General features: G+C 71.8%; 25 protein-coding genes and 1 pseudogene. 23 read left to right on the top strand and 3 right to left on the bottom strand.

Annotation, left to right across the window (positions count from 1 at the left end; genetic code table 11):
* Nucleotides 1-71: 71 nt before the first annotated feature.
* Nucleotides 72-959: a class I SAM-dependent methyltransferase gene (locus R2E43_RS10550; protein ID WP_003973404.1), complete on the bottom strand. Its 888-nt coding sequence runs from the start codon at nucleotides 957-959 to the stop codon at nucleotides 72-74.
* 669 nt (nucleotides 960-1,628) lie between these two features.
* On the opposite strand from R2E43_RS10550, the gene R2E43_RS10545 reads away from it, so the two are divergent.
* The 17 genes and pseudogenes from R2E43_RS10545 (at nucleotide 1,629) to R2E43_RS10465 (ending at nucleotide 15,048) form a co-directional block, all read left to right on the top strand.
* On the top strand, nucleotides 1,629-2,225 hold the full coding sequence (locus R2E43_RS10545; RefSeq protein WP_003973403.1) for a hypothetical protein: 597 nt from the start codon (nucleotides 1,629-1,631) through the stop codon (nucleotides 2,223-2,225).
* 255 nt (nucleotides 2,226-2,480) lie between these two features.
* Nucleotides 2,481-2,900: a 30S ribosomal protein S16 gene (gene rpsP / locus R2E43_RS10540; protein ID WP_007444852.1), complete on the top strand. Its 420-nt coding sequence runs from the start codon at nucleotides 2,481-2,483 to the stop codon at nucleotides 2,898-2,900.
* A 2-nt stretch (nucleotides 2,901-2,902) separates the two neighbouring features.
* Nucleotides 2,903-3,142 carry an RNA-binding protein gene (locus R2E43_RS10535; protein ID WP_003973401.1) on the top strand — a complete coding sequence of 80 codons (240 nt, stop codon included), beginning with the start codon at nucleotides 2,903-2,905 and terminating at the stop codon, nucleotides 3,140-3,142.
* A 111-nt stretch (nucleotides 3,143-3,253) separates the two neighbouring features.
* Nucleotides 3,254-3,820 (top strand): ribosome maturation factor RimM, encoded by a 567-nt coding sequence (gene rimM / locus R2E43_RS10530; RefSeq protein WP_003973400.1) that lies wholly within the window; start codon nucleotides 3,254-3,256, stop codon nucleotides 3,818-3,820.
* Complete coding sequence (gene trmD, locus R2E43_RS10525) at nucleotides 3,820-4,653, top strand: tRNA (guanosine(37)-N1)-methyltransferase TrmD (RefSeq protein WP_003973399.1); 834 nt, start codon at nucleotides 3,820-3,822, stop codon at nucleotides 4,651-4,653. Before rimM ends, trmD begins: the two co-directional genes overlap by 1 nt.
* A 136-nt stretch (nucleotides 4,654-4,789) precedes the next feature.
* Complete coding sequence (gene rplS / locus R2E43_RS10520) at nucleotides 4,790-5,140, top strand: 50S ribosomal protein L19 (RefSeq protein WP_003973398.1); 351 nt, start codon at nucleotides 4,790-4,792, stop codon at nucleotides 5,138-5,140.
* Between the two features lie 45 nt (nucleotides 5,141-5,185).
* Nucleotides 5,186-5,965: a signal peptidase I gene (gene lepB / locus R2E43_RS10515; protein WP_332056141.1), complete on the top strand. Its 780-nt coding sequence runs from the start codon at nucleotides 5,186-5,188 to the stop codon at nucleotides 5,963-5,965.
* Nucleotides 5,958-7,040: pseudogene (gene lepB / locus R2E43_RS10510) on the top strand (signal peptidase I); the annotation flags it as partial. The gene lepB (R2E43_RS10515) and the pseudogene lepB (R2E43_RS10510), both read left to right, overlap by 8 nt.
* Nucleotides 6,931-7,941: a signal peptidase I gene (gene lepB, locus R2E43_RS10505; RefSeq protein WP_030872628.1), complete on the top strand. Its 1,011-nt coding sequence runs from the start codon at nucleotides 6,931-6,933 to the stop codon at nucleotides 7,939-7,941. The pseudogene lepB (R2E43_RS10510) and the gene lepB (R2E43_RS10505), both read left to right, overlap by 110 nt.
* 107 nt (nucleotides 7,942-8,048) lie before the next feature.
* Nucleotides 8,049-8,825 carry a signal peptidase I gene (gene lepB / locus R2E43_RS10500; protein ID WP_106517499.1) on the top strand — a complete coding sequence of 259 codons (777 nt, stop codon included), beginning with the start codon at nucleotides 8,049-8,051 and terminating at the stop codon, nucleotides 8,823-8,825.
* Entirely contained in the window at nucleotides 8,815-9,345 is a 531-nt protein-coding gene (locus tag R2E43_RS10495) for an NUDIX hydrolase (RefSeq protein ID WP_016327363.1), read from the top strand. The genes lepB (R2E43_RS10500) and R2E43_RS10495 overlap by 11 nt, the downstream gene beginning before the upstream one ends.
* A gap of 56 nt (nucleotides 9,346-9,401) precedes the next feature.
* Nucleotides 9,402-9,710, top strand: coding sequence for a DUF2469 domain-containing protein (locus tag R2E43_RS10490; RefSeq protein ID WP_003965949.1), 309 nt, complete (start codon nucleotides 9,402-9,404; stop codon nucleotides 9,708-9,710).
* A gap of 88 nt (nucleotides 9,711-9,798) precedes the next feature.
* A complete protein-coding gene (locus R2E43_RS10485; protein ID WP_030872622.1) occupies nucleotides 9,799-10,161 on the top strand; it encodes a YraN family protein in 363 nt (120 codons plus the stop codon).
* On the top strand, nucleotides 10,161-11,786 hold the full coding sequence (locus R2E43_RS10480) for a YifB family Mg chelatase-like AAA ATPase (protein ID WP_011030329.1): 1,626 nt from the start codon (nucleotides 10,161-10,163) through the stop codon (nucleotides 11,784-11,786). The genes R2E43_RS10485 and R2E43_RS10480 overlap by 1 nt, the downstream gene beginning before the upstream one ends.
* Before the next feature lie 209 nt (nucleotides 11,787-11,995).
* Nucleotides 11,996-13,237, top strand: coding sequence for a DNA-processing protein DprA (dprA, locus tag R2E43_RS10475; RefSeq protein ID WP_106517498.1), 1,242 nt, complete (start codon nucleotides 11,996-11,998; stop codon nucleotides 13,235-13,237).
* A 282-nt stretch (nucleotides 13,238-13,519) separates the two neighbouring features.
* Nucleotides 13,520-14,362, top strand: a complete 843-nt coding sequence (whiG, locus tag R2E43_RS10470; protein ID WP_003973389.1) for an RNA polymerase sigma factor WhiG — start codon at nucleotides 13,520-13,522, stop codon at nucleotides 14,360-14,362.
* A gap of 128 nt (nucleotides 14,363-14,490) precedes the next feature.
* Nucleotides 14,491-15,048: a TetR/AcrR family transcriptional regulator gene (locus R2E43_RS10465; RefSeq protein ID WP_003973388.1), complete on the top strand. Its 558-nt coding sequence runs from the start codon at nucleotides 14,491-14,493 to the stop codon at nucleotides 15,046-15,048.
* Here R2E43_RS10465 and R2E43_RS10460 read toward each other — a convergent pair.
* Entirely contained in the window at nucleotides 15,002-15,682 is a 681-nt protein-coding gene (locus R2E43_RS10460) for a murein hydrolase activator EnvC family protein (protein WP_319216472.1), read from the bottom strand. The genes R2E43_RS10465 and R2E43_RS10460 overlap by 47 nt on opposite strands.
* 270 nt (nucleotides 15,683-15,952) lie before the next feature.
* Between R2E43_RS10460 and rpsB the strand changes: the two genes are divergently transcribed.
* From rpsB to R2E43_RS10435, 5 genes are all read left to right on the top strand, one after another.
* The gene (gene rpsB, locus R2E43_RS10455) at nucleotides 15,953-16,885 is read left to right on the top strand and encodes a 30S ribosomal protein S2 (protein ID WP_011030348.1); all 933 of its coding nucleotides are present in this window, start codon (nucleotides 15,953-15,955) and stop codon (nucleotides 16,883-16,885) included.
* A 94-nt stretch (nucleotides 16,886-16,979) separates the two neighbouring features.
* A complete protein-coding gene (tsf, locus tag R2E43_RS10450; protein ID WP_003973385.1) occupies nucleotides 16,980-17,816 on the top strand; it encodes a translation elongation factor Ts in 837 nt (278 codons plus the stop codon).
* Nucleotides 17,817-18,021: 205 nt separating this feature from the next.
* Nucleotides 18,022-18,783, top strand: coding sequence for a UMP kinase (gene pyrH / locus R2E43_RS10445; RefSeq protein WP_003973384.1), 762 nt, complete (start codon nucleotides 18,022-18,024; stop codon nucleotides 18,781-18,783).
* 178 nt (nucleotides 18,784-18,961) lie between these two features.
* Entirely contained in the window at nucleotides 18,962-19,519 is a 558-nt protein-coding gene (gene frr, locus R2E43_RS10440; RefSeq protein WP_003973383.1) for a ribosome recycling factor, read from the top strand.
* Complete coding sequence (locus R2E43_RS10435; protein ID WP_003973382.1) at nucleotides 19,519-20,694, top strand: phosphatidate cytidylyltransferase; 1,176 nt, start codon at nucleotides 19,519-19,521, stop codon at nucleotides 20,692-20,694. The genes frr and R2E43_RS10435 overlap by 1 nt, the downstream gene beginning before the upstream one ends.
* A 124-nt stretch (nucleotides 20,695-20,818) precedes the next feature.
* Here R2E43_RS10435 and fxsT read toward each other — a convergent pair whose 3' ends face one another.
* Nucleotides 20,819-23,479, bottom strand: coding sequence for an FxSxx-COOH system tetratricopeptide repeat protein (gene fxsT / locus R2E43_RS10430; protein WP_332056140.1), 2,661 nt, complete (start codon nucleotides 23,477-23,479; stop codon nucleotides 20,819-20,821).
* Between the two features lie 239 nt (nucleotides 23,480-23,718).
* On the opposite strand from fxsT, the gene rlmN reads away from it, so the two are divergent.
* A complete protein-coding gene (gene rlmN, locus R2E43_RS10425; protein WP_003973380.1) occupies nucleotides 23,719-24,825 on the top strand; it encodes a 23S rRNA (adenine(2503)-C(2))-methyltransferase RlmN in 1,107 nt (368 codons plus the stop codon).
* Nucleotides 24,826-24,858 lie beyond the last annotated feature (33 nt).

Genomic DNA, 24,858 nt, shown 5'->3' with positions numbered 1-24,858 from the left:
CGCAGGAGCCCTCGACCGCCTCCTTCACACCATTCACACCTGCATCGAAAGAAGCCAGGCCGAACCGGTCGTCACCGGACCCGGGCGATCAGATAACGGAAAACGTTTGGCATCCACACGGTCCCGTCCGGCCGCTGGTACGGATGCAACGCCTCCGTCAGCTCCTTGTCGACCTGATCCCGGTCGGTCGCCGCGACCGCCGCGTCGAACATCCCGGTCGACAGCAGCCCGCGCACCGCGCTGCCCGTGTCGGCGTAGCCGAACGGGCACGCCACCCGCCCCGAGCCGTCCGGCCTGAGCCCGGCCCGCTGGGCCACCTCCTCCAGGTCGTCGCGCAGGGCGGGGCGCCAGCCGCCCGTGCCGCGCGTCGGGTCGGTGAGCTTGGCCGCGACCCGCAGCACCGACGTCGTGGCGCACCGCTCGGGCGGGCCCCAGCCGGCCAGCACCACGGCCGCTCCGCGCGCCGCGAGCGGTGTCGCCCGGGCGAGCAGGTCACCGAGCGTCTCGGAGTCGCCGGCGCGGCACCCGCCGGGTTCGAAGGCGGTCACCAGGGTGAACGCGGGCGCCGTGGGGTCCGCCGCGTCCCCGGGCGTGCCCTGGACGATCCGTGGTGCGTCGCCACGCGTGCGCGTGCTCACCGTGCTGTCCGCCCCGGGGTCCCCGGACGTCCCGGACAGCAGGCGCCGACGGGCCAGGTCCAGGAGTTCCGGGGAGCGGGAGTCGACCCCGGTCACCGCCGCACCGCGCGAGGCGGCCATCAGCAGCGCGAGTCCGGAACCGCAGTTCAGACCCAGCATCCTGGTGTCGCCGCCCACGTCCAGTCGCTCGTAGACGGCCTCGTAGAGCGGTACGAGCATCCGCTCCTGTATCTCGGACCAGTCACGCGCGCGTGCACGCGGGTCCACGTGAGGCGTCGCCTGCGCGTGGGACGAGTGCTGCCGCACGAGCGTAGGTGTCATAGGAAAGTGCCCCAATCGCCGAGTGTTGCCGCCGTGCCCGATTCCGTGGCCCCCGTGCAGTGCGCTCGCACTCCCCCCGTATGCCAGGTAACTCCCGGCTCGCCGCGGCGTCCAGTGGTGGCGGGGCCCGGTTTGCCCGATCCCCGGCACCGTGGCGAGATTTCACTTCCCGGCAACACGGGCCTGGCCCCGTGGTACCCGGGGCATCCCCGTTCCGTGCCCCGGCCCGGATGGCCGGATCGCGTCGCCGGACGATGACCGTGGGTGGCCGCCGCACCGACGGCACGGTTCCGGCCAAGGTCGGCCGGGCCGACGGGCACCGGGCGGTGCCCGGACGCGCCGGGAGGCGGGGCGGTGCCGCACGCCGGTGGCGCACCCGGTAACGTCACGTCCGTCGGCGCGTCCGCTCGGACGGCATCCCTCCGGGGCGGCAGCGGCCGAAACGCCTCTTGCGCACGCGCGGGCCACTCGCCCCGGCGCGCGGACGGCGGTTACGCGCCGGTGCGTACGTCGGACTACGCACCAGCTTGGTAGGAGCTGCGAGGCTTCTCCGCAGATCAGCGCACCCGCCCTCGTCGGGACGCATCAGCGGCAACTGACTGGTACGTGCAAATTATTTGGGATGCCCCGGAATAGGAACACAGCGGCACCCCGGCTCGTTGTCATTACGTGAGCACGACACCACCTGTTCTCGCCGCAGAGCTGGCGCAGGCGTGGGCCGACATTCAGCGGCACCACACCGAGCTGCCCGATCTTGCCGCGCCCGAGTCCCTGATCGGAGAGTCGTCGTCCGCCTGCGGGCACGAGCTCTCCTTCGAGCGACTGCTTCACGAGGCAGTCCACGGCATCGCCGCCGCGCGCGGAGTACGCGACACCTCCCGCGCGGGGCGCTACCACAACCGTCGATTCCTCGCGATCGCCGAGGAGCTGGGCCTTGACCACCCCGAGGAGCCGCATCCCAGCAGCGGCTTCTCGCTGGTCACGCTCACCCCCGAGGCGAAGCGCCGGTACCGCCCGACGATCGAACGCCTCCAGCGCGCGCTGAAGGCCCACACCGTCGCCACCGCGACCGACACGGCCCGCAGCTTCCGCGGTCCGGCCGCCCGGCACGGCTCCTCCGGGGGAGGGGTGCGCGTGAAGGCGGTCTGCGACTGCGGGCGCAACGTCCGCGTCGTCCCGTCGGTGCTGGCCCAGGCGCCGATCATGTGCGGCGGCTGCGGCAAGCCGTTCCGGATCCCGGAGGTGGTCGGCGCGGGAATGAGCTGACGGTCCGGCTGCTCGTGGCAGCCGGACCGGGGCCGGGCGCCGTCGTCCGGAGGCGAGTGGCCCGCCCGACGGCGGGCCCGGAGCCCGCCGTCCGACGGGCCTGCCCGCGTGTGGCACAATGGCTAGCTGTACTCGACAGTCGCACAGGACCCCTCTCTCCTCCGGCTGACGCGTCCATCGGGCACTCGGGTACCGCAACCCCACGCGGCTCTCTCGCCGTGCCCAACCACGTCAAAACCAGGAGAACCCACTCCCGTGGCAGTCAAGATCAAGCTGAAGCGTCTGGGCAAGATCCGTTCGCCTCACTACCGCATCGTCGTCGCCGACTCCCGTACCCGCCGTGACGGCCGGGCCATCGAGGAGATCGGCAAGTACCACCCGACGTACAACCCGTCGGTGATGGAGGTCGACGCCGAGCGTGTCGCGTACTGGCTCGGTGTCGGCGCCCAGCCGACCGAGCCCGTGCTCGCCATCCTGAAGAAGACCGGCGACTGGCAGAAGTTCAAGGGCGAGCCCGCCCCGGCTCCGCTGCTGCAGCCGGCCGAGAAGGCGGCCCGCCCGTCCTTCGAGGCGATCGGTGGCGAGGACGAGGGCAAGGGTGAGGCGATCACCCAGAAGAAGAAGGCCGACAAGAAGGACGAGGCCGCCGCCGAGTCCTCCGCGTCCGAGGCCTGAGCATGCTCGAGGAGGCTCTCGAGCACCTCGTGAAGGGCATCGTCGACAACCCCGACGATGTGCAGGTCGCCTCGCGCAACCTGCGCCGCGGGCGAGTGCTCGAGGTCCGGGTCCACCCCGACGACCTCGGCAAGGTGATCGGCCGCAACGGCCGCACCGCACGCGCGCTGCGCACCGTCGTGGGCGCCATCGGCGGCCGCGGTGTCCGTGTCGACCTCGTCGACGTGGACCACGTCCGCTGACGAATCGCAGCACCGGCTCGGGCCGGGGAAGGCCACTGGGCCGTCCCCGGCCCGCAGTCGTATGAGCCCGTCGTGCGGGCTCGTCGCAGTACCGACAGGAGAGCAAGCACAGTGCAGCTGGTAGTCGCGCGCATCGGCCGCGCCCACGGAATCAAGGGCGAGGTGACCGTCGAGGTCCGCACGGACGAGCCGGAGCTGAGGCTCGGGCCCGGTGCCGTACTGGCCACCGACCCCGCCTCCACCGGGCCGCTCACCATCGAGTCCGGCCGGGTGCACAGCGGCCGGCTCCTGCTGCGCTTCGCCGGCGTCCACGACCGCACCGGCGCCGAGGCACTGCGCAACACCCTCCTGATCGCCGACGTCGACCCCGACGAGCGGCCCGAGGACGAGGACGAGTACTACGACCACCAGCTGATCGACCTCGACGTGGTCACCGAGGACGGCACCGAGGTCGGCCGTATCACCGAGATCTCCCACCTGCCCACCCAGGACCTCTTCGTGGTGGAGCGCCCCGACGGCAGCGAGGTCTACGTGCCGTTCGTCTCCGAGATCGTCACCGGGATCGACCTCGACGCGCAGCGCGCGGTCATCGACCCGCCGCCCGGCCTGATCGACGACCGGGCGGAGATCGCCTCCGCGCGGGACGCCGGGGCCGAGGACGCCGGGGACGAGGCGTAATGCGGCTCGACGTCGTCACGATCTTCCCCGAGTACCTGGAACCGCTGAACGTCTCCCTCGTCGGCAAGGCACGCGCGCGCGGACAGCTCGGCGTCCATGTGCACGACCTGCGCGACTGGACGTACGACCGCCACAACACGGTCGACGACACCCCCTACGGCGGCGGCCCCGGCATGGTCATGAAGACCGAGCCGTGGGGCGACGCCCTGGACTCCGTCCTGGCCGACGGCTACGAGACGGGGTGCGGCGAGCCCGCCCTCGTCGTGCCCACGCCCAGCGGCCGCCCGTTCACCCAGGAGCTCGCCGTCCACCTCTCCGAGCGGCCCTGGCTGATCTTCACCCCCGCCCGCTACGAGGGCATCGACCGCCGGGTCGTCGACGAGTACGCGACCCGGATGCCGGTGTACGAGGTGTCCATCGGCGACTACGTCCTGGCCGGCGGCGAGGCCGCCGTACTCGTCGTCACCGAGGCCGTGGCCCGGCTGCTGCCCGGGGTGCTGGGCAACGCCGAGTCCCACCGGGACGACTCCTTCGCTCCCGGCGCCATGGCCAACCTGCTGGAGGGCCCCGTCCACACCAAGCCGCCGCAGTGGCGCGGGCGCGGTATCCCGGACGTGCTGCTCAGCGGCCACCACGGCAAGATCGCCCGCTGGCGGCGCGACGAGGCGCTGCGCCGCACCACGGCCAACCGGCCCGACCTGATCGAACGGTGCGATCCCGCCGCCTTCGACAAGAAGGACCGCGAGATGCTCTCCATCCTGGGCTGGCAGCCCGACCCGGACGGGGAACCGTACGGCCGATTTTGGCGCAGGACGCCGGGCATGGAAGAATAGGCGGCTGTTGTGCGTCCGTCCGGAGCGCGCCCCTGCCACAGGGGGAGACGACGCCCGTCCCGACCCGCACGACCCTGATTCCGAAACACCTAGTTTCCGCCGATGACCTGTGGCATCGGCGAGGAAAGCAGACGAAATGTCTCACCTGCTCGACTCCGTCGACGCCGCGTCGCTGCGCAGCGACGTCCCGGCCTTCCGCCCCGGCGACACCGTCAACGTCCACGTGCGCGTCATCGAGGGCAACCGCTCCCGTGTGCAGCAGTTCAAGGGCGTCGTCATCCGCCGTCAGGGCGCCGGCGTGCGCGAGACCTTCACGGTCCGCAAGGTCTCCTTCTCCGTCGGCGTCGAGCGCACCTTCCCGGTGCACACCCCGATCGTGGAGAAGATCGAGCTCGTCACCCGCGGTGACGTCCGCCGCGCCAAGCTGTACTACCTGCGCGAGCTGCGCGGCAAGGCCGCGAAGATCAAGGAGAAGCGCGACAGCTGAGCGCCCTCCGGGGTCCGCGCCGGGGCCGGATAGCATCTGGCCCCGATGGACACCGAAACACAGCACACGGAGCGCGACCGCTCCTCCCGCCCTTCCGACTCCGAGCAGCCCTCGGATCCGGAGGGCCCGGAGGAACGGTCGCGTTCCGCGTTCACGGGGCGGATCGGGGACTGGCTGCCCGGCGGCCGGATCACCGTTATCCTGCTGATCCTCCTGCTGTTCCTGCTGCTGGTCAGCACCTTCGTCCTGCAGCCGTTCCAGATCCCCAGCGGATCGATGGAACGTGGATTGAGGATCGGCGACCGGGTTCTCGTAAATAAGTTGGCGTACCGTTTCGACGGTCGGCCGCGCAGGGGAGACATCGTCGTCTTCGACGGCACCGGGAGCTTCGGGCACGGCGACTACATCAAACGCGTTGTCGGTGTGGGCGGGGACCACGTGGTGTGCTGCGACGAGGAGGGGAGGGTCCGGGTGAACGGCCAGCCGGTCGACGAGTCGGCGTTCCTGTACCCCGGCGACCGCCCGTCCACGGTGCCCTTCGACGTCGTCGTCCCCGACGGCACCCTCTTCGTCCTCGGCGACCACCGGTCCGACTCCAGCGACTCCCGCGACCACCTGGGCTCCCCGGGGGGCGGGATGGTTCCGCTGGACGACGTGATAGGCCGCGCCGACTGGATCGTCTGGCCCTTCGGCCATGCCACCCGCCTCGACCGCCCCGACGCCTACGCGCGCGTACCGGACGCGGAGGCCGGCGCCGGGGCGGCGTCCGGCGCCGGAGCGGCGCCCGACCCCGGAGCGGCGCCCGACGGGGACGCCGATGGGTAGCCGGGGCAAGCCGCGGGGAGCGCCCAGCAGCCCCGCGGAGAACCTGCTGCCCACCGGGTCCAGGCGCACCGCCGCCCCGTCCGGCGGCCGCTCGCGCGCCGAGCGCCGCAAACTCCAGCGCAAGGTCAAACGGCGGCGCAGACGCGGCGCCGTCAAGGAGATCCCGCTCCTCGTCGGCGTCGCGGTCCTCATAGCGCTGGTGCTGAAGACCTTCCTCGTCCAGGCCTTCGTGATCCCGTCGGGCTCCATGGAGCAGACCATCCGGATCGGGGACCGGGTCCTGGTCGACAAGCTGACCCCCTGGTTCGGGTCCGAGCCGCAGCGCGGGGACGTCGTCGTCTTCCGGGACCCCGGCGGCTGGCTCCAGGGCGAGCAGACCACGAAGAAGGACGACCCCGTCGTCGTCAAACAGGTCAAGGAAGGCCTCGCCTTCATCGGACTGCTGCCGTCCGACGACGAGAAGGACCTCATCAAGCGGGTCGTCGGCGTGGGCGGCGACCACGTCAAGTGCTGCGACAAACAGGGCCGCGTCACCGTCAACGGCGTTCCCCTGACCGAGGACTACCTGTACCCCGGGGACCGCCCGTCCCGGACGCCGTTCGACGTCACCGTCCCCGAGGGGCGGCTGTGGGTGATGGGCGACCACCGGTCCAACTCCGCCGACTCCCGCGCCCACCAGGAGACCGACTTCGGCACCGTGTCCCAGGACGAGGTGGTGGGGCGGGCCATGGTGATCGCCTGGCCGTTCGGTCACTGGACCACCCTGGACGAGCCGAAAACGTACGCGTCCGTCTCCGACGCGGCCCCCGGTTCGACCGCCGCTCCCGAGCTGTCGCATAGGGTTGCCCCCTACGATCCGAACGCGATGATGGAACTCCCGACCCCTGCGGAACTCCCGCTCGTTATGGGAGTGGTGGGCCTGCGCCGTATCCGGGGCAGGCGGCGGCAGAGAGTGAGGAGTTGGCGTGGGGGATGTGGCGGTTGGCGCACGGTCCGGTCACGACGGCGAGGAGAACCGCGGACGCCCCGAGGAGAGGTCCGGTCCGGCCGCGGTCGGCGCCCCCGACTCCGGACACGGCTCCGGAACCGAGGACGGCAGGGTGACGAACGGACAGCGCGGGCAGGACGGACACAACGGCGGGACGGAGGACGAGGGAGTCGGCGGGACGCCACCCGCGACCCCGCCCGCGGCCAAGAAGCAGCGCTCCTTCTGGAAGGAGCTGCCGATCCTGATCGGCATCGCGCTGGTGCTCGCCCTGCTGATCAAGACGTTCCTGGTGCAGGCGTTCTCGATCCCGTCCTCCTCGATGGAGAACACCCTTCAGATCGGTGACCGGGTCCTGGTCGACAAGCTGACCCCCTGGTTCGGCTCGGAGCCCGAGCGCGGCGAGGTCGTGGTCTTCCACGACCCGGCCGACTGGCTGGCGGGCGAGCCGACACCCGACCCGAACGCGCTGCAGACGGTCCTCAGCTGGATCGGCCTGATGCCGTCCGCGGAAGAGAAGGACCTGATCAAGCGGGTCATCGGAGTCGCCGGTGACACGGTCGAGTGCAACAAGACCGGCCCGCTCAAGGTCAACGGCAAGGCGCTGAACGAGCCCTACGTCTACCCCGGCAACACGCCGTGCTCGGACGACGACCAGGGCGGGCGGTTCAAGGTCACGGTGCCCGAGGGCAAAATCTGGGTCATGGGCGACCACCGGCAGAACTCCCGGGACTCCCGCTACAACCAGTCGGACAAGAACGGCGGCATGGTCCCGGTGGACGAGGTCGTCGGCCGCGCCATCGTGGTCGCCTGGCCGATGAACCGCTGGGGCACCCTGCCGGTCCCCGACACCTTCGACCAGGACGGGCTGCAGGCCCGGTCCTCGGCCGCCGCCGCGCTGTCGGTCGCGCCCCAGGGGCTGGCCGTCGCCGGTGTGGTCCCGTTCGTGTGGTGGCGCCGTCGTCGCACCGCCCCGGCCGAGACCCGCTGAGCCCCGCGTATCCCGCCGCGTGCCCCCCCCCGCGGTTCGACCAGCCCCCTTCCGGCCTCCGGGAGGGGGCTGCCTCGTTGGCGTACCGCCGGGTAAGGTGCCGCTCCATGGGTGGCGAGAGCACGACACGTACGGTCCCGCGCGGCGGCGGAGCGAACAAGGGCCCGGTGGGCGGCCGGACCGGACAGCGGCTGTCCGGCATCGCGGTGGCCCTGGGCCTGGTGCTGTTCCTCGGCGGCTTCGCCTGGGGAGCGGTGGTCTACCGTCCCTACACCGTGCCGACCAGCTCGATGACGCCGACGATCGACGCCGGTGACCGGGTCCTGGCGCAGCGCATCGACGGCGCCGACGTCCGCCGTGGCGACGTCGTCGTGTTCAAGGACGCGACCTGGGCCAACGCCCCCATGGTCAAGCGGGTCGTTGCCGTCGGCGGGGACACCGTCTCCTGCTGTCAGCAGGGCAAGCTGAAGGTCAACGGCAAGGTGATCGACGAGCCGTACCTGCCCGCCGGCACCCCGGCCGAGATCAGCGACTTCCAGACCGTGACCGTCCCGGAGGGCCGACTGTTCCTGCTGGGCGACGAGCGGCGCAACTCCGTGGACTCCACCGCCCACCTGACCGACGCGGCCGCCGGCACCGTGTCGCGCGGCGCCGTGGACGCCCGCGTGGACGCCGTGGCCTGGCCGATGGACGGCATGCTGGAGCGGCCCACCGGCTTCCGGACGCTGGGCGACCTCTCCTCGCCGGGTCCGCTGCGGACCGTGGTCGTCCTGGTGATCGCCGGGGCCGTGCTGATCCTGGGCGGGGCGGCCTACGGCCCCCTCGCCAAACGGGCCGCGGCCTCCCGGGCCCGCAAGGGTGCGGAGCCGGCCGGTGGGCGCTGAGGTGACGCCCGCGGGACAGGACACCTACGAGGGTGGGCTGCGCCGGGTCGCCCGGGTCGTGCTGCTCGACCCCGAGGACCGCATCCTGCTGCTGCACGGCCACGAACCGGACGATCCGGCCGACGACTGGTGGTTCACCCCCGGCGGCGGTGTGGAGGGCGACGAGACCCGTGCGGAGGCCGCCCGGCGCGAACTGCTGGAGGAGACCGGCATCACGGACGTCGAACTCGGCCCGGTGCTGTGGCGACGCAGGTGCTCCTTCCCCTTCGCGGGCCGCCGCTGGGACCAGGACGAGTGGTACTACCTGGCCCGCACCGCCCGGACCGCCACCGAAGCGGTCGGCCCCGGCCTGACCGAGCTGGAGCGGCGCAGCGTCGCCGGAGCGCGCTGGTGGACGTGTGAGGAACTGACCCGGGCACGTGAGACGGTGTATCCGACCAGACTCGCCGAGCTGCTGACCACGCTGCTCGACGAAGGTCCCCCGGCCGGGCCGGTGACCCTGGACACCGAAATCGTCTAGGGCCGCCCGGGACTGGCGCACAATGGTGGGACCGCACGGCTGAAGGGGAACATGCCATGAGCGCCGAGGACCTCGAGAAGTACGAGACCGAGATGGAGCTCAAGCTCTACCGGGAGTACCGCGACGTCGTCGGTCTGTTCAAATACGTGATCGAGACCGAGCGGCGCTTCTACCTCACGAACGACTACGAGATGCAGGTGCACTCGGTGCAGGGTGAGGTGTTCTTCGAGGTCTCCATGGCTGACGCCTGGGTGTGGGACATGTACCGGCCGGCCCGGTTCGTCAAGCAGGTGCGGGTGTTGACGTTCAAGGACGTGAACATCGAGGAGCTGAACAAGAGCGACCTGGAGCTTCCCGGCGGGTGACGGAGTTTTCCACAACCGGTGAGTAGTTCACCGTGAGTGACGGGGTCTGCCCGTCTGCGTGATCGTTGGCGCCGGAGGTGGTGCCGACATGAACGCACGAGGTGCGATGGGCAGGTACGGCGAGACACTCGCCGCCCGCCGGCTGACCGGAGCCGGCATGACCGTCCTGGAGCGCAACTGGCGCTGTGGCAGGACCGGCGAGATCGACATCGTGGCCCGGGACGGGGACGTCCTGGTCGTCTGCGAGGTCAAGACGCGCCGGGGCGGCGCCTTCGAGCACCCGATGGCCGCCGTGACCCCGGACAAGGCGGAGCGGCTGCGGCGGCTCGCCGAGCGCTGGATCCAGACCCACGGAGGAGCCCCGCCCGGCGGTGTCCGGATCGACCTGGTCGGCGTGCTCCTCCCGCAGCGCGGCGCCCCGGTGGTCGAGCACGCCAGGGGGGTGGCGTGATGGGGTTCGCACGTACGTGCTCGGTGGCGCTCGTCGGCGTCGAGGGCGTGGTGGTCGAGGTCCAGGCCGACCTGGAGCCGGGCGTGGCCGCCTTCACGCTGGTGGGACTGCCGGACAAGAGCCTCACGGAGAGCCGGGACCGGGTGCGGGCGGCCGTGGTGAACTCGGGTGCTCAGTGGCCCCAGAAGAAGCTGACGGTCGGTCTCAGCCCGGCCTCGGTGCCCAAGAGCGGCAGCGGCTTCGACCTCGCCGTCGCCGCGAGCGTCCTGGGCGCGGCGGAGCGGATCGACCCGCGGGTCCTGGCCGACATCGTGATGATCGGAGAGCTGGGGCTCGACGGCCGGGTGCGGCCGGTGCGCGGCATCCTGCCGGCGGTCCTGGCCGCAGCCGAGGCCGGCTACGAACAGGTGGTCGTGCCGGAATGCGCCGCGCCCGAGGCGTCCCTCGTCCCCGGCGTGTCGGTGCTCGGAGTGCGCAGCCTGCGCCAGCTGATCGCCGTCCTCGCCGACGAACCCGTGCCGGAGGAGGAACAGGACCTCCAGGGCCGCCCCGACCCGCTCATGGCCGGTCTGCGCATGCCCGGAACCGGCGCGGCCACCGGAATGCACGGCATGGGAGCGGCACAGCACGACCACGGGCACGACCTCGCCGACGTCGTCGGCCAGGAGTCGGCGCGCACGGCGGTGGAGGTAGCCGCGGCCGGTCGCCACCACCTGTTCCTGGAAGGCCCGCCCGGCGCCGGCAAGACCATGCTCGCCGAACGGCTGCCCGCCATCCTGCCCCGGCTCTGCCGGGCGGAGTCCCTCGAAGTCACCGCCGTGCACTCGGTGGCGGGGCTGCTGCCACCGGGCAAGCCCCTGATCGACGTGGCCCCCTACTGCGCTCCCCACCACTCCGCCACGATGCAGGCCCTCGTCGGCGGCGGCCCCGGCATCGCGCGGCCCGGAGCGGTGTCGCTGGCGCACCGGGGCGTCCTGTTCCTGGACGAGACCCCGGAGTTCAGCAGCCACGCGCTCGACGCGCTGCGCCAACCGCTGGAGGCCGGGCACGTCGTCATCGCGCGCAGTGCGGGCGTGGTGCGCTTCCCCGCGCGGTTCCTGATGGTGCTCGCCGCCAATCCCTGCCCCTGCGGGCGGTTCTCGCGGACCGACGAGCTGTGCGAATGCCCGTCCTCGGCGATCCGCCGCTACCAGGCCAGGCTGTCCGGACCGCTGCTCGACCGGGTCGACCTGCGGGTCGAGGTGGAGCGGGTCACCCGCAGCCAGCTGGCCGGTGACGGTCCACGGGGCGACTCCACCCGGGCCGTCGCCGACCGGGTGCGGGCGGCCCGGGACCGGGCGGCCGCGCGCCTCGCGGGGACCCCGTGGCGGTCGAACAGCGAGGTGCCCGGCCGGGAGCTGCGTACCCGCTGGCGCGCCGCAGCCGGTGCGCTGGACGAGGCGGAGCGCAGTCTGGAACGTGGTGTGCTCACCGCGCGCGGACTCGACCGGGTCCTGCGCGTCGCCTGGACCGTCGCGGACCTCGTCGGCCACGACCGCCCCGACGCACGGGACGTCGCCCTGGCACTGCAACTGCGCACCGGGGTGCCGCGGGGCGTCCCGATGGCCCTGGGAGCACTGGCATGAGCGCGAACACCAGGCCACCGGAGGGCGCCGCTCCGAGCGGTGACACCGGGCCGGGGACGAGCGGGACTCTCTTCCCCGAGGCCGCCGTGTCCTTCGGCGGCCGAAGCCCGGCCGAGGGCGGGGCGATGACGCCTCCCGGCGCCGGGGACGGCCCGGACGGCGGAGAAGCGAGATGGGCCGGCCCGGGGCCCGGGGACGGGGGCGATGCCGTGACCGGTGCCGGGGTCGCCGCCCGGGGCCGTTCCGCCGCCGGGACCTGCGGCACGGGTGGGGGCGGCGCCGGGAGCGGCGCGAGGGGTGGGGGACCGGAGGACCGAGAGCTGCTCGGGAGGGTCTTCCTCGCCCGGGTGTTCGAGCCCGGTGACGAGGCGGGCGGGCGGTGGGTGCGGGAACGCGGTGCCCCGGAGGTGGTGCGGCGCCTGCGCGAGGGCGGGCGGGCGCTGCCGGGGGTGAGCGAGAAGCGGTGGGCCGGGCTGTGCGCTCGGGCGGGCCGCGCCGACCCCGGGCGTGACCTGGCCGTCGCCCGGTCCGCGGGGGCGCGGTTCGTGGTCCCCGGGACCGCGGAGTGGCCGGGGCAGCTCGACGACCTCGGTGACGCCCGGCCGCTCGGGCTGTGGGTGCGGGGCGGGCCCAGTCTGCGCATGTGGGCGCTCAGGTCGGTCGCCGTCGTCGGCGCCCGCGCCTGCACCGAGTACGGCGCCCACATGGCCGCCACCCTTGCCGCCGGCCTGGCCGAGCGCGGCTGGGTCGTGGTGTCGGGCGGCGCCTACGGGATCGACGGCGCCGCCCACCGTGGGGCCCTCGGCGCCGGCGGCGCCACCGCGGCCGTCCTCGCCTGCGGGGTCGACCGTCCCTACCCTCCCGGGCACACCGCGCTGATCACCAGGATCGCCGAACAGGGCCTGGTCGTAGGCGAGCTGCCACCGGGCGACCACCCGACGCCCAGCAGATTCATCCTGCGCAACCGGGTCATCGCCGCGCTCACCAGGGGCACCGTGGTCGTCGAAGCCGCCCACCGCAGCGGTTCGCTGGTCACGGCCCGGGCGGCCCGGCGGCTGGGCCGGCACGTGATGGGTGTCCCGGGGCCGGCGACCAGTGCCCTCTCCGCGGGGGTGCACGAGATGCTGCGCGGCGACGCGGTGCTGGTCGGCGACGCCGCCGAGGTGGTCGAGCTGGTCGGCGCCATGGGAGAGCTGCCGCCGGAGCGGCGCGGGCCCGTCCTCCCCACCGATCTGCTGGAGTCCCGGACCCGCCAGGTGCTGGCCGGGCTCCCCGGGCGGGGTACGGCGACGGCGGGGGAGGTGGCGTTGCGCGCCCAGACCACCCAGGACGACGCGGTCGCGAGGCTGTACGAGCTTCGAGCACTCGGTTACGTCGAACGACACGGCGACGGCTGGAAGTTGACACGCCAGGCGATGATCTCGGTTCGCGGTGACCGCAGCCCGTGCTGACGCACCGTGTTCGGCCGTCCGGGGGAACCCCGACGCCCGTGGGATTTCTGGCAGTTGAGGTATTCGAGTGATCACCCAGAGCGATCATCGTCCCCCCTGTAGAGCGTTCGGCGGAACGTATCTGCGTAGGGTGCCCACCCCCTCCTTCGCACACCGCGACAGTCCAGTCACGCTACGCTCACGATGACCCCCACGCAGACGGCCGACAGCACGCGACAACCAGAAAGCAGACCGGCGGCCTCAGGCAGATCCACATCACGGCAGAACGGCACTAGGCGACGAATGCCCCAGCACACCTCCGGGTCCGACCGGGCGGCGATCCCCCCAGCCGCCCGCGACGGTGGCAGCGTGCGACCGCCCGCCCCCTCGACGCTCGACGAGCTGTGGCGGTCGTACAAGACGACCGGCGACGAGCGGCTGCGGGAACAGCTGATCCTGCACTACTCGCCCCTCGTGAAGTACGTGGCGGGCCGGGTCAGCGTGGGACTGCCGCCCAATGTCGAGCAGGCCGACTTCGTCTCCTCCGGGGTGTTCGGCCTGATCGACGCCATCGAGAAGTTCGACGTCGACCGGGAGATCAAGTTCGAGACGTACGCGATCACCCGGATCCGGGGCGCGATGATCGACGAACTGCGGGCGCTGGACTGGATCCCGCGGTCGGTGCGGCAGAAGGCGCGCAACGTGGAGCGCGCGTACGCGACGCTGGAGGCACGCCTGCGCCGCACTCCCTCGGAGAGCGAGGTCGCCGTGGAGATGGGGATCGCGGTGGAGGACCTCCACGCGGTCTTCAGCCAGTTGTCGCTGGCCAACGTCGTGGCCCTGGAGGAACTGCTGCACGCGGGCGGCGAGGGCGGCGGCCGGCTCAGCCTGATGGACACCCTGGAGGACACCGCCGCCGACAACCCGGTGGAAGTCGCCGAGGACCGTGAGCTGCGGCGGCTCCTGGCCCGGGCGATCAACACGCTGCCGGAGCGCGAGAAGACCGTCGTCACGCTGTACTACTACGAGGGCCTCACGCTCGCAGAGATCGGGAACGTGCTGGGTGTGACCGAGAGCAGGGTCAGCCAGATCCACACCAAGTCGGTGTTGCAACTGCGCGCCAAGCTTGCGGGTTTCGGGCGCTGACCTGGGCTTACGGCACGGGACCGGCCCCGCCTGCGGCCCGGTCGGACCACGGGCGGCCGGCTGAGTGACTCCCGTCCGGGGTGCCGCGTCCGTAAAGTGGTGACGTGCCAAGGATTCGAGCGGCCTCTGTGGCCGAGCACCGGTCGATGCAGCGTGCCGCCCTGCTGGACGCGGCACGCTCCCTGCTGTCCGACGGCGGAACGGAGGCGCTGACCTTCCCCGCCCTCGCCGAACGGACGGGCCTCGCCAGGTCCTCCGTCTACGAGTACTTCCGGTCGCGGGCGGCGGTGGTCGAGGAGCTGTGCGCCGTCGACTTCCCCGTCTGGGCCGCCGAGGTCGAGGCCGCGATGGAGCGCGAGACGGCCCCCGACGCCAAGGTCGAGGCGTATGTGCGCACCCAGCTCGACCTGGTCGGGGACCGGCGGCACCGGGCCGTCGTGGCCATCTCCGCGAGCGAGCTGGACGCCGGCGCGCGCGAGAAGATCAGGGCCGCGCACGGCGGGCTGATCGCGATGATCGTCGAGGCGCTGGGCGAGATGGGGCACGGCCAGCCGCGGCTGGCGGCGATGCTCCTCCAGGGCGTCGTGGACGCGGCCGTACGGCGGATCGAACTGGGCGCGGCGGAGGAGCCCGGGGCGATCACGGAGGCGGCGGTCTCCATGGCGTTGCGCGGCGTACGGGGCTGATCCCCCCGCGGCCGGGCACCGGCACCCCCGCCACCGGCAGCAGCCGCGACGGGCCCGCGTCCAGCAGCCACGGCGGGAGCAGGGACAGCGGGTTCAGATAGACCTCGCCCCGCAGCAGACCCCAGTGCAGACAGGCCGTGCAGTGCGCACCGGTCGGCTGCACCGTGCCGAGCGGCTCCCCGGCCGCGACCTCGTCACCCTTCCGCACGGCCGCATCGACGGGGGCGAACGTCGTCCGCAGGGGTGGTTCGCCCGTCCCCGTCAGCTCCACCGAGACCACGCCCCGCCCACCGACCGGCCCCGCGAAGGACACCCGACCCGCGGCCACCGCGCGTACCGGCGCCCCGCCGCCCGCGGCGAGGTCCACGCCGCGGTGCCCCGGACCGTACGGGTTCGCCGGGGGGTCCCAGCCCCGCAGGACCGCCGGCCGTGTGCCGACCGGCCAGTGCCGGGCCACGGGCGGCACCGCCGGGTCCACCCGGCCCATCGGGCCCACCGCGTAGGGCAGGGCCCACCCCGCCGCCGCCGGGGGCGGCGGCCCCGCGGCCCGGCCGGCCTGCGCGGTCGGGACCGCCAGGACGGCCGACAGCACCACCACTCGGGCACGCGCCCTCACCCATCGCCTCGTTCGCATACGGGCACGGTCCCGCACCAGGACCGGCCGCCGCCCGGCCCTGTGGACCGCGCCCCGGTTGTGGACAGCCGCGTCACCCGGTACCCCGCGGGTCCCGTACACTTCTGGTGGCGATCCGGGTCACCGGGTCGACTTCGCACGCCCCGACACGAGGCCCCACCAGGTTCGTGTCAGCGCCCCTCGGTCCCTAGTGGCAGGCGCATCCGGGCGTCAGGCGCGGGAGCCGTCCGGCTCGCGCGGCACAACCGAGAAAACCAAGGAGATACGGCCATGGCCGTCGTCACGATGCGGGAGCTGCTGGAAAGCGGCGTCCACTTCGGTCACCAGACCCGCCGTTGGAACCCGAAGATGAAGCGCTTCATCTTCACGGAGCGCAACGGCATCTACATCATCGACCTGCTCCAGTCGCTGTCGTACATCGACCGCGCCTACGAGTTCGTCAAGGAGACCGTCGCCCACGGCGGCACGGTCATGTTCGTCGGCACGAAGAAGCAGGCGCAGGAGGCCATCGCCGAGCAGGCCACCCGCGTCGGCATGCCCTACGTCAACCAGCGCTGGCTGGGCGGCATGCTCACCAACTTCTCGACCGTCTACAAGCGCCTGCAGCGCCTGAAGGAGCTCGAGCAGATCGACTTCGAGGACGTGGCCGCCTCCGGCCTCACCAAGAAGGAGCTGCTGGTCCTCTCCCGCGAGAAGGCCAAGCTGGAGAAGACCCTCGGCGGTATCCGCGAGATGTCCAAGGTGCCCAGCGCCGTCTGGATCGTGGACACCAAGAAGGAGCACATCGCGGTCGGCGAGGCCCGGAAGCTCAACATCCCGGTCGTCGCCATCCTCGACACCAACTGCGACCCCGACGAGGTCGACTACAAGATCCCGGGCAACGACGACGCGATCCGCTCCGTCACCCTGCTCACCCGCGTGATCGCCGACGCCGTCGCCGAGGGTCTCATCGCCCGCTCCGGTGCCGCCGGTGGCGCCAAGGGCGACAAGGCCGCCGGTGAGCCGCTCGCCGCCTGGGAGCGCGACCTGCTCGAGGGCGAGAAGGCCGAGAAGAAGGACGACGCCGAGGCCGCCGAGAAGCCCGCCGAGGCTCCCGCTGCCGAGGCCCCCGCCGCTGAGGCCGCCGAGGCCCCCGCTGCCGAGGCCGCTCCTGCCGAGGAGCCCGCCGCCGAAGCCCCGGCCGCGGACGCCGAGCAGGCCTGACCCCTCACCACCTTCGGGTGCCGGACGGCGGGGGCCGCACAGCCCCCGCCGTCCGGCCCGTAGATCTTCAGACTTCGAGAGAGATTCCGGAATCATGGCGAACTACACCGCCGCCGACGTCAAGAAGCTCCGCGAGCTCACCGGCGCCGGCATGATGGACTGCAAGAAGGCGCTGGACGAGGCCGAGGGCAACGTCGAGAAGGCCGTCGAGGCGCTCCGCATCAAGGGTCAGAAGGGCGTCGCCAAGCGCGAGGGCCGCTCTGCCGAGAACGGCGCCGTCGTCTCGATCATCGCCGACGACAACACCTCGGGTGTCCTCGTCGAGCTGAAGTGCGAGACGGACTTCGTCGCCAAGGGCGAGAAGTTCCAGAACGTCGCCACGGCCATCGCCGAGCACGTCGCCAAGGCCGCCCCGGCCGACCTCGAGGCCCTGCTGGCCTCCGAGATCGAGCCCGGCAAGACCGTTCAGGCGTACGTGGACGAGGCCAACGCCAACCTCGGCGAGAAGATCGTCCTGGACCGCTTCGCGCAGTTCTCCGGCGGCTTCGTGACCGCGTACATGCACCGCACGATGCCCGACCTGCCCCCGCAGATCGGTGTCCTCGTCGAGCTGGACAAGCCCAACGCCGAGATCGCCAAGGGCGTCGCCCAGCACATTGCCGCCTTCGCGCCGAAGTACCTCTCCAAGGAGGACGTCCCGGCCGAGGTCGTCGAGTCCGAGCGCCGCGTCGCCGAGGAGACCACCCGCGCCGAGGGCAAGCCCGAGGCCGCCCTGCCGAAGATCGTCGAGGGTCGCCTCAACGGCTTCTTCAAGGACGCCACCCTGCTCGGCCAGCCCTACGCCCTGGACAACAAGAAGTCCGTCCAGAAGGTGCTGGAAGAGGCCGGTGTCAGCCTGAAGCGCTTCTCGCGCATCAAGGTCGGCATCTGAGTCCGTACCGCGACGGACGCGCGACCCCGGTAGGGTCGACGCAAGTCGTCGGCGCCGTACGCGCATGCCGTGGCGCACGCGCGCGCGGCGGCGGACGACAGCAGATCTGACGAGGAGGCCATTGCCGCGTACGGGATGCGAAACACGCCCCCACCGGCAGTGGCCTTCTTCGTGTGTGTGACCCACGTAGAAGAGGCGAGACTCCATGAGCAGCACCAAGGCCGAGAAGAGTGACGACGGCAAAGTAAGCGGCCGCTTCATGCTGAAGCTGTCCGGAGAGGCGTTCTCCGGCGGTGGGGGCCTGGGCGTCGACCCCGACGTGGTGCACGCCATCGCCCGCGAGATCGCGGCCGTCGTCCGGGACGGCGCGCAGATCGCGATCGTCATCGGCGGCGGCAACTTCTTCCGCGGCGCCGAGCTTCAGGTGCGCGGCATGGACCGCGCCCGCTCCGACTACATGGGCATGCTCGGCACCGTGATGAACTGCCTGGCCCTCCAGGACTTCCTGGAGAAGGAGGGCGTCGACTGCCGCGTGCAGACCGCCATCACCATGGGCCAGGTCGCCGAGCCCTACATCCCGCTGCGCGCCGTGCGCCACCTGGAGAAGGGCCGTGTGGTCATCTTCGGCGCCGGTATGGGCATGCCCTACTTCTCCACCGACACCACCGCCGCCCAGCGCGCCCTCGAGATCGACGCCGAGGCGCTGCTCATGGGCAAGAACGGGGTGGACGGGGTCTACGACTCCGACCCCAAGACCAACCCGGACGCCGTGAAGTTCGACGCGCTCGGCTACGGCGAGGTCATCACCCGCGACCTGAAGGTCGCCGACGCCACGGCTGTCACGCTCTGCCGCGACAACAGCCTTCCGATCGTGGTCTTCGAGCTGTTGAAGGAGGGCAATATCGCCCGCGCCGTCAAGGGTGAGAAGATCGGCACGCTTGTGGGTGACCAGGGCAGCCGGGACTGACCGGAGAACACCCCCCGTCCGCGGACGCCACCTGTCCGGGGGACGGACGGGACGGGGCCGGACCGGGGGATGGACAATGTTCCGCCGGTCGGGAACCGTGCAGGAAGAACGCGACGCAGCCGGCCGCCGCCCGTAGGGAACCGCAGCCGGGCCTACTCAAGACACGCAGGAGCAAGTGGTGATCGAAGAGACCCTCCTCGAGGCCGAGGAGAAGATGGAGAAGGCCGTCGTGGTCGCCAAGGAGGACTTCGCCGCGATCCGCACCGGCCGTGCGCACCCGGCGATGTTCAACAAGATCGTGGCCGAGTACTACGGCGCACCGACGCCGATCAACCAGCTGGCCTCGTTCTCCGTGCCCGAGCCGCGCATGGCCGTGGTGACCCCCTTCGACAAGACGGCCCTGCGCAACATCGAGCAGGCGATCCGCGACTCCGACCTGGGCGTCAACCCGAGCAACGACGGCAACATCATCCGCGTGACGTTCCCCGAACTCACCGAGGAGCGCCGCCGCGAGTACATCAAGGTCGCCAAGGCCAAGGGCGAGGACGCCAAGGTCTCGATCCGCTCCGTGCGCCGCAAGGCCAAGGACTCCATCGACAAGATGGTCAAGGACGGCGAGGTCGGCGAGGACGAGGGCCGCCGTGCGGAGAAGGAGCTCGACGACACCACCGCCAAGTACGTCGCACAGGTGGACGAGCTCCTGAAGCACAAGGAAGCGGAGCTGCTCGAGGTCTGATGAACGACTCTTCCTGGGGAGCGCCGCCACAAGCCGGGTACTGGGGGCCGTCCGACCAGGGACCCGTCCAGGGCGCCGGTCCGGCGGGTCCCGCGTACGATGCGCACTACGCGCAGCAGACTCGCCCCATGCCCATCGTGCCCGACGTACCCGAACACGGCGGAGACCAGGACGACGACCAGGGGACCGCTCGGCTGAGCGGTCCCTTGTTCCGGGACGAGCCGTTTCACGACCAGCCCCCTCGCGACGAGCCGTACCGCGATCAGAACCCGTCGGCGCAGCCGTATGCGGCGGTGCCGCAGAATCCGGAGCCCATGCCCGACGCCCCGCAGCCGGCGCAGTCCCAGCCGCCGCCGCAGAAGAAGAGCGCGGGGCGTGACCTGGGCGCCGCGATAGGGGTGGGCGTCGGACTCGGCGTGGTGATCATCGCGTCGCTGTTCGTCGTCAAGGCCGTCTTCGTCGGTGTGATCGCGGTCGCCGTCGTGGTGGGCCTGTGGGAGCTGACCAAGCGGCTGGAGGAGCGCAAGGGCATCAAGGCGCCCCTCGTACCGCTCGCGATCGGCGGCGCGGCGATGGTGGTCGCCGGCTACGCGCGCGGCGCCGAGGGGGCGTGGGTCGCCATGGCCCTCACCGCGCTCGCGGTCCTGGTCTGGCGGATGACGGAGCCGCCGGAGGGGTACCTCAAGGACGTCACGGCAGGGCTCTTCGCCGCGTTCTACGTGCCGTTCCTGGCCACCTTCGTCGCCATGATGCTGGCGGCGGACGACGGCGCCTGGCGCGTCCTGGTCTTCCTGATACTGACGGTCGTCAGCGACACCGGGGCCTACGCCGTCGGCTGGCGCTTCGGCAGGAAGAAGCTCGCCCCGCGCATCAGCCCCGGCAAGACCCGCGAGGGCCTGCTGGGAGCCATCGCGTTCGCGATGGTGGCGGGTGCGCTGTGCATGCAGTTCCTGATCGACGACGGTGCCTGGTGGCAGGGCCTGCTGCTCGGCCTCGTGGTCGCCGTCAGCGCCACCCTGGGCGACCTCGGCGAGTCCATGATCAAGCGAGACCTCGGCATCAAGGACATGGGCACCCTCCTGCCGGGCCACGGCGGCATCATGGACCGCCTCGACTCCCTCCTCCCGACGGCACCGGTGGTGTGGCTGCTGCTGGTGATCTTCGTGGGGTCGTGATCCGGTCGGCGATCCTCGCGGGGTCGGTCCGACCTGCTGGTTCTTGAAAGAGGGACCCGTTGCCCACCGGGCGGCGGGTCCCTCTTCGCATGTGCTCCGAGGTCCGCGCGACGCTCCCGCTGGGTCACCTGCGCTTGCGTCGGGAGCGCGACTTCTTCTGCTTCTGGGGAGCGAGCAGTCGCTGAGCTGCGAACGGCTTCCCCACCGCGATCAGTGCCTTGGCGAGGCTGTGGGTGGCGTCCACGGTGTCCGGGTGGTCGTCGCCGAGGGTGCGGCGTAGGCGGTTGCGCACGTCATCGAGGAGCTGAGCCGCTGCCGCGTATTGACGCAGGCTGTGCAGGGTGACGGCGAGGTTGTGGGCGGATTGGAGGGTGTGGGGGTGGTCGTCGCCGAGGGTGCGGCGTTGGCGGGTGAGGGTGTCTTCGATGATGCGGCGGGCTTCGGTGTGCTCGCCGAGGTCGTGCAGGGTGACGGCGAGGTTGTGGGCGGACTGGAGGGTGTCCGGGTGGTCGTCGCCGAGGATGCGGCGCAGGCGGGCGAGGGTTTCCTGGTCCATGCGGACGGATTCGGTGTGCTCGCCGAGGCTGTGCAGGGAGGCGGCGATGCTGTGGGCGGATTGGAGGGTGTCGAGGTGGTCGTCGCCGAGGGTGCGGCGTTGGCGGGTGAGGGTGTCTTCGAGGATCCGGCGGGATTCGGTGTGCTCGCCGAGGTGGTGCAGGGAGGCGGCGAGGTTGTGGGCGGACTGGAGGGTGTGGGGGTGGTCGTCGCCGAGGGTGCGGCGTCGGCGGGTGAGGGTGTCCTCGATGATGCGGTGGGACTCGGTGTGCTCGCCAAGGTTGTCCAGGACGTTCGCGAGGTCGTTGGCGGACTGGAGGGTGTGGGGGTGGTCGTCGCCGAGGGTGCGGCGCCTGCGGGTGAGGGTGTCTTCGATGATGCGACGGGCTTCCGCGTGCTCGCCGAGGTCGGCCGTGGCGTGGCCGAGGAACTGGGCGCTGGTGAGGGTGTCGGGGTGGTCCTCTCCCAGGTCGGTGGCCCACGCCGCGTGGGCCGTCGCGGTGAGGTCGCGGGCGGTGCGCGTCTGGCCGCTTCTGATCAGGTAGTGGGCGGCGTCGAGGAGAGTCGGTCGCAGTTCGGGTTGCTCGGTGGGAGCGAGGTGCTGCGCCGTGAGGTGGGGGGTGAGAGCCGCCCAGCCGGGCCAGTTGCCCGGGCTTTGCGGGTCGCCGGGGTTGGCGGCGGACAGGAGGGCGGTGGCGTCCTTGCGGATGGCCGCGGATTGGTCCGGGAGGGACTGGTCACGCAGGACGGCCTGGGTGAGGCGGTGGATCTGGAAGCTCTCGGGCTCGGTGCGGGCGAGGCCGTAACGGCTGAGGGGACTCAGCGCCTCGTGGAGCCACATCGGGTCGTCGGAGTCGCCGGGGATCGTGGTCAACCGGGGGCGAACGCTCTCCAGCCAGGCGTTCCGGATGGGCTCGGGGCCGAGCAGGGCGACCAGGCGGAGCAGCGCGATCGCATCGGGGTGTTCGTCCGTGAGCCGGTCGACGGCGATGGTGACGGTGGCCGCCACCGGTGCGGGGTATCCGGGAGCGCCGCCCCTTTCCAGGATCCGGGTCGTGTTGGTGGCGAGGAGCTGGTGGTAGAGGCCCAGGCTCACGCCGCCGTTGGCGATGACGCCGGCGGCCTGGGCGAGGGCGAGCGGGAGGTCGCCGAGGTCCGCCGCGAGGGTGTCGGCCTGCTCGTCGTCCATGCCGCCGACCCGGCCCTGCAGATAGGTGAGGGAGTCGGTGCGGGTGAAGACGTTCAGGGGTGTGGCGCGGGCGGTGCCGGCCCAGTTCGGGTTGCGTGAGGTGATCAGGGTGTGGCCGGGGCCTTGGGCGAGCCAGGGCTCGACCTGGGCGGGGTCTTCGGCGTTGTCGAGGATGAGCAGCCAGCGGTCGAGGGTGTCGAGGTGGGAGAGCAGCGCGCGGGCGTTGGCCTCGGCGCCGGCGTCGGGCTTGGCGAGCCCCAGGCGGTGGGCGAGTTCGGTGTAGTGGACGGGGATCTCGTCGGGTTGTTCGGCGTCGATCCACCACACCACGTCGTACTGGTCGGCGAAGCGGTGGGCGTATTCCAGGGCGAGCTGGGTCTTGCCGACCCCGCCCATACCGTGCAGGGCCTGGGGTACGGCCTTGCTCTCCTGCATGAGGCTTTCCCGCAGGCGGGCGATCTCCGTCTCGCGGCCGGCGAAGTCGGGGTTGCGCCGTCGCACGCTCCACACCCGGGGCTGCTCGGCGCTCCCGGGCAGGCGTGGCCTGTTCCGGCCCGCTGCGGGGACGGGGGCCGCGGCCGGGAGGGCGCCCGCTGCCGGGACGGTGCCGGGAAAGGGCGGGGGAACGGAGGGACGGCTGCCGCTGTTGACCGCCTCGCGCAGGGCGGTCAGGGCCGCGGATTCATCCAGACCGTGCAGGTTCTTGCGCAGCTTGGCGGCCAGAACGCGGGGAAGGTCACTGGTGGTGAGGGGTTCCAGAGCGAGGGGGATGAGGCGGTCGCGGTGGGCGACGGCGGCGGTCCACTCCTCGGTGGTCCAGCGTTCGTCCTCGAAGTAGGACGTGGAGAACAGGGCGATCACCGCGTCGGCGCGTTCGAGCGCCTCGTCCATGCGCTGGACCAGGTTGTCCCCCGTGCGCCAGTCCCAGACGTCCAGGATGACCCGGTGGCCGGCCTGCTCCAGGTGCCAGCCGACCCACTCGGCCCAGGCCCGGTCGGTGCCCGCGTAGCTGATGAAGAACTGCTGGGCGTGATCGGTCACCCTTGCCCCCGTCCCTAGGTGCCATGCGGAGCCATGATTCCGCGTATGACCTGGGGCGGGTAGCGAAAGGGCGAAATCGCCGCCCCGACCGGAAACCGCCGCCCCGACCGGAAACCGCCGCCCCGACCGGAAACCGCCGCCCCGACCGGAAACCGCCGCCCCGACCGGAAACCGCCGCCCCGACCGGAAACCGGCGCCCCGCAGGGGCACCCGAGTCGATCTGCGACACTGGGAACGTCATGCCTAAGCCCGGAGAACTCACATTCGTCGCGCCGCGCGGAGTCAAGAAGCCGCCGCGGCACCTTGCCGACCTCACGCCTGCCGAGCGCAAGGAGGCTGTCGCCGCGATCGGTGAGAAGCCGTTCCGTGCGAAGCAGCTCTCGCAGCACTACTTCGCGCGGTACGCGCACGCCCCCGAGCAGTGGACCGACATCCCCGCCGGTTCGCGCGAGGGGCTGCGGGAAGCGTTGCTGCCCGAGCTGATGACGGTCGTGCGCCACCTGTCGACCGACCAGGGGACCACGCGCAAGACGCTGTGGAAGCTGTTCGACGGGACGCTCGTCGAGTCGGTGCTCATGCGCTACCCGGACCGGGTGACCATGTGCATCAGCTCCCAGGCGGGCTGCGGGATGAACTGCCCGTTCTGCGCCACCGGCCAGGCCGGCCTGGACCGCAACCTGTCGACCGCCGAGATCGTGCACCAGATCGTGGACGGCATGCGGGCGCTCAGGGACGGCGAGGTCCCGGGAGGCCCCGCGCGGCTCAGCAACATCGTGTTCATGGGCATGGGCGAGCCCCTCGCCAACTACAACCGGGTCGTGGGCGCCATCCGCCGACTCACCGACCCCGAGCCCGACGGGCTGGGGCTCTCCCAGCGGGGCATCACCGTCTCCACGGTCGGTCTCGTCCCCGCGATCCACCGCTTCACCGGCGAGGGCTTCAAGTGTCGCCTCGCCATCTCGCTGCACGCCCCCGACGACGAGCTGCGCGACACCCTCGTCCCCGTCAACACGCGGTGGAAGGTGCGCGAGGTGCTGGACGCCGGGTTCGAGTACGCGGCGAAGTCCGGGCGCCGGCTGTCCATCGAGTACGCCCTGATCCGCGACATCAACGACCAGGCCTGGCGCGGCGACCGGCTCGGGCGGCTGCTCAGGGGCAGGCCCGTGCACGTCAACCTGATCCCGCTCAACCCGACGCCCGGCTCCAAGTGGACCGCGTCCCGGCCCGAGGACGAGAAGGCGTTCGTGGAGGCGATCGCGGCGCACGGTGTGCCGGTGACGATCCGGGACACCCGTGGGCAGGAGATCGACGGGGCGTGTGGTCAGCTCGCCGCGAGCGAGCGGTAACCTGACCGGCGGAAGTACATCAGCACAGTCACA

This window comes from Streptomyces violaceoruber (genome assembly GCF_033406955.1).
GTDB lineage: Bacteria > Actinomycetota > Actinomycetes > Streptomycetales > Streptomycetaceae > Streptomyces > Streptomyces violaceoruber.
The sequence above is the reverse complement of the archived record's forward strand: the minus strand, read 5'-3'. Positions and strand labels throughout refer to the sequence as shown.

Coding starts and splice junctions, on each gene's coding strand:
- R2E43_RS10550 (WP_003973404.1), bottom strand. CDS start 959: ATGACACCTACGCTCGTGCGGCAGCACTCGTCCCACGCGCAGGCGACG.
- R2E43_RS10535 (WP_003973401.1), top strand. CDS start 2,903: ATGCTCGAGGAGGCTCTCGAGCACCTCGTGAAGGGCATCGTCGACAAC.
- trmD (WP_003973399.1), top strand. CDS start 3,820: ATGCGGCTCGACGTCGTCACGATCTTCCCCGAGTACCTGGAACCGCTG.
- rplS (WP_003973398.1), top strand. CDS start 4,790: ATGTCTCACCTGCTCGACTCCGTCGACGCCGCGTCGCTGCGCAGCGAC.
- lepB (WP_332056141.1), top strand. CDS start 5,186: ATGGACACCGAAACACAGCACACGGAGCGCGACCGCTCCTCCCGCCCT.
- lepB (WP_106517499.1), top strand. CDS start 8,049: ATGGGTGGCGAGAGCACGACACGTACGGTCCCGCGCGGCGGCGGAGCG.
- R2E43_RS10490 (WP_003965949.1), top strand. CDS start 9,402: ATGAGCGCCGAGGACCTCGAGAAGTACGAGACCGAGATGGAGCTCAAG.
- R2E43_RS10485 (WP_030872622.1), top strand. CDS start 9,799: ATGAACGCACGAGGTGCGATGGGCAGGTACGGCGAGACACTCGCCGCC.
- R2E43_RS10480 (WP_011030329.1), top strand. CDS start 10,161: ATGGGGTTCGCACGTACGTGCTCGGTGGCGCTCGTCGGCGTCGAGGGC.
- whiG (WP_003973389.1), top strand. CDS start 13,520: ATGCCCCAGCACACCTCCGGGTCCGACCGGGCGGCGATCCCCCCAGCC.
- R2E43_RS10460 (WP_319216472.1), bottom strand. CDS start 15,682: ATGCGAACGAGGCGATGGGTGAGGGCGCGTGCCCGAGTGGTGGTGCTG.
- rpsB (WP_011030348.1), top strand. CDS start 15,953: ATGGCCGTCGTCACGATGCGGGAGCTGCTGGAAAGCGGCGTCCACTTC.
- tsf (WP_003973385.1), top strand. CDS start 16,980: ATGGCGAACTACACCGCCGCCGACGTCAAGAAGCTCCGCGAGCTCACC.
- pyrH (WP_003973384.1), top strand. CDS start 18,022: ATGAGCAGCACCAAGGCCGAGAAGAGTGACGACGGCAAAGTAAGCGGC.
- R2E43_RS10435 (WP_003973382.1), top strand. CDS start 19,519: ATGAACGACTCTTCCTGGGGAGCGCCGCCACAAGCCGGGTACTGGGGG.
- rlmN (WP_003973380.1), top strand. CDS start 23,719: ATGCCTAAGCCCGGAGAACTCACATTCGTCGCGCCGCGCGGAGTCAAG.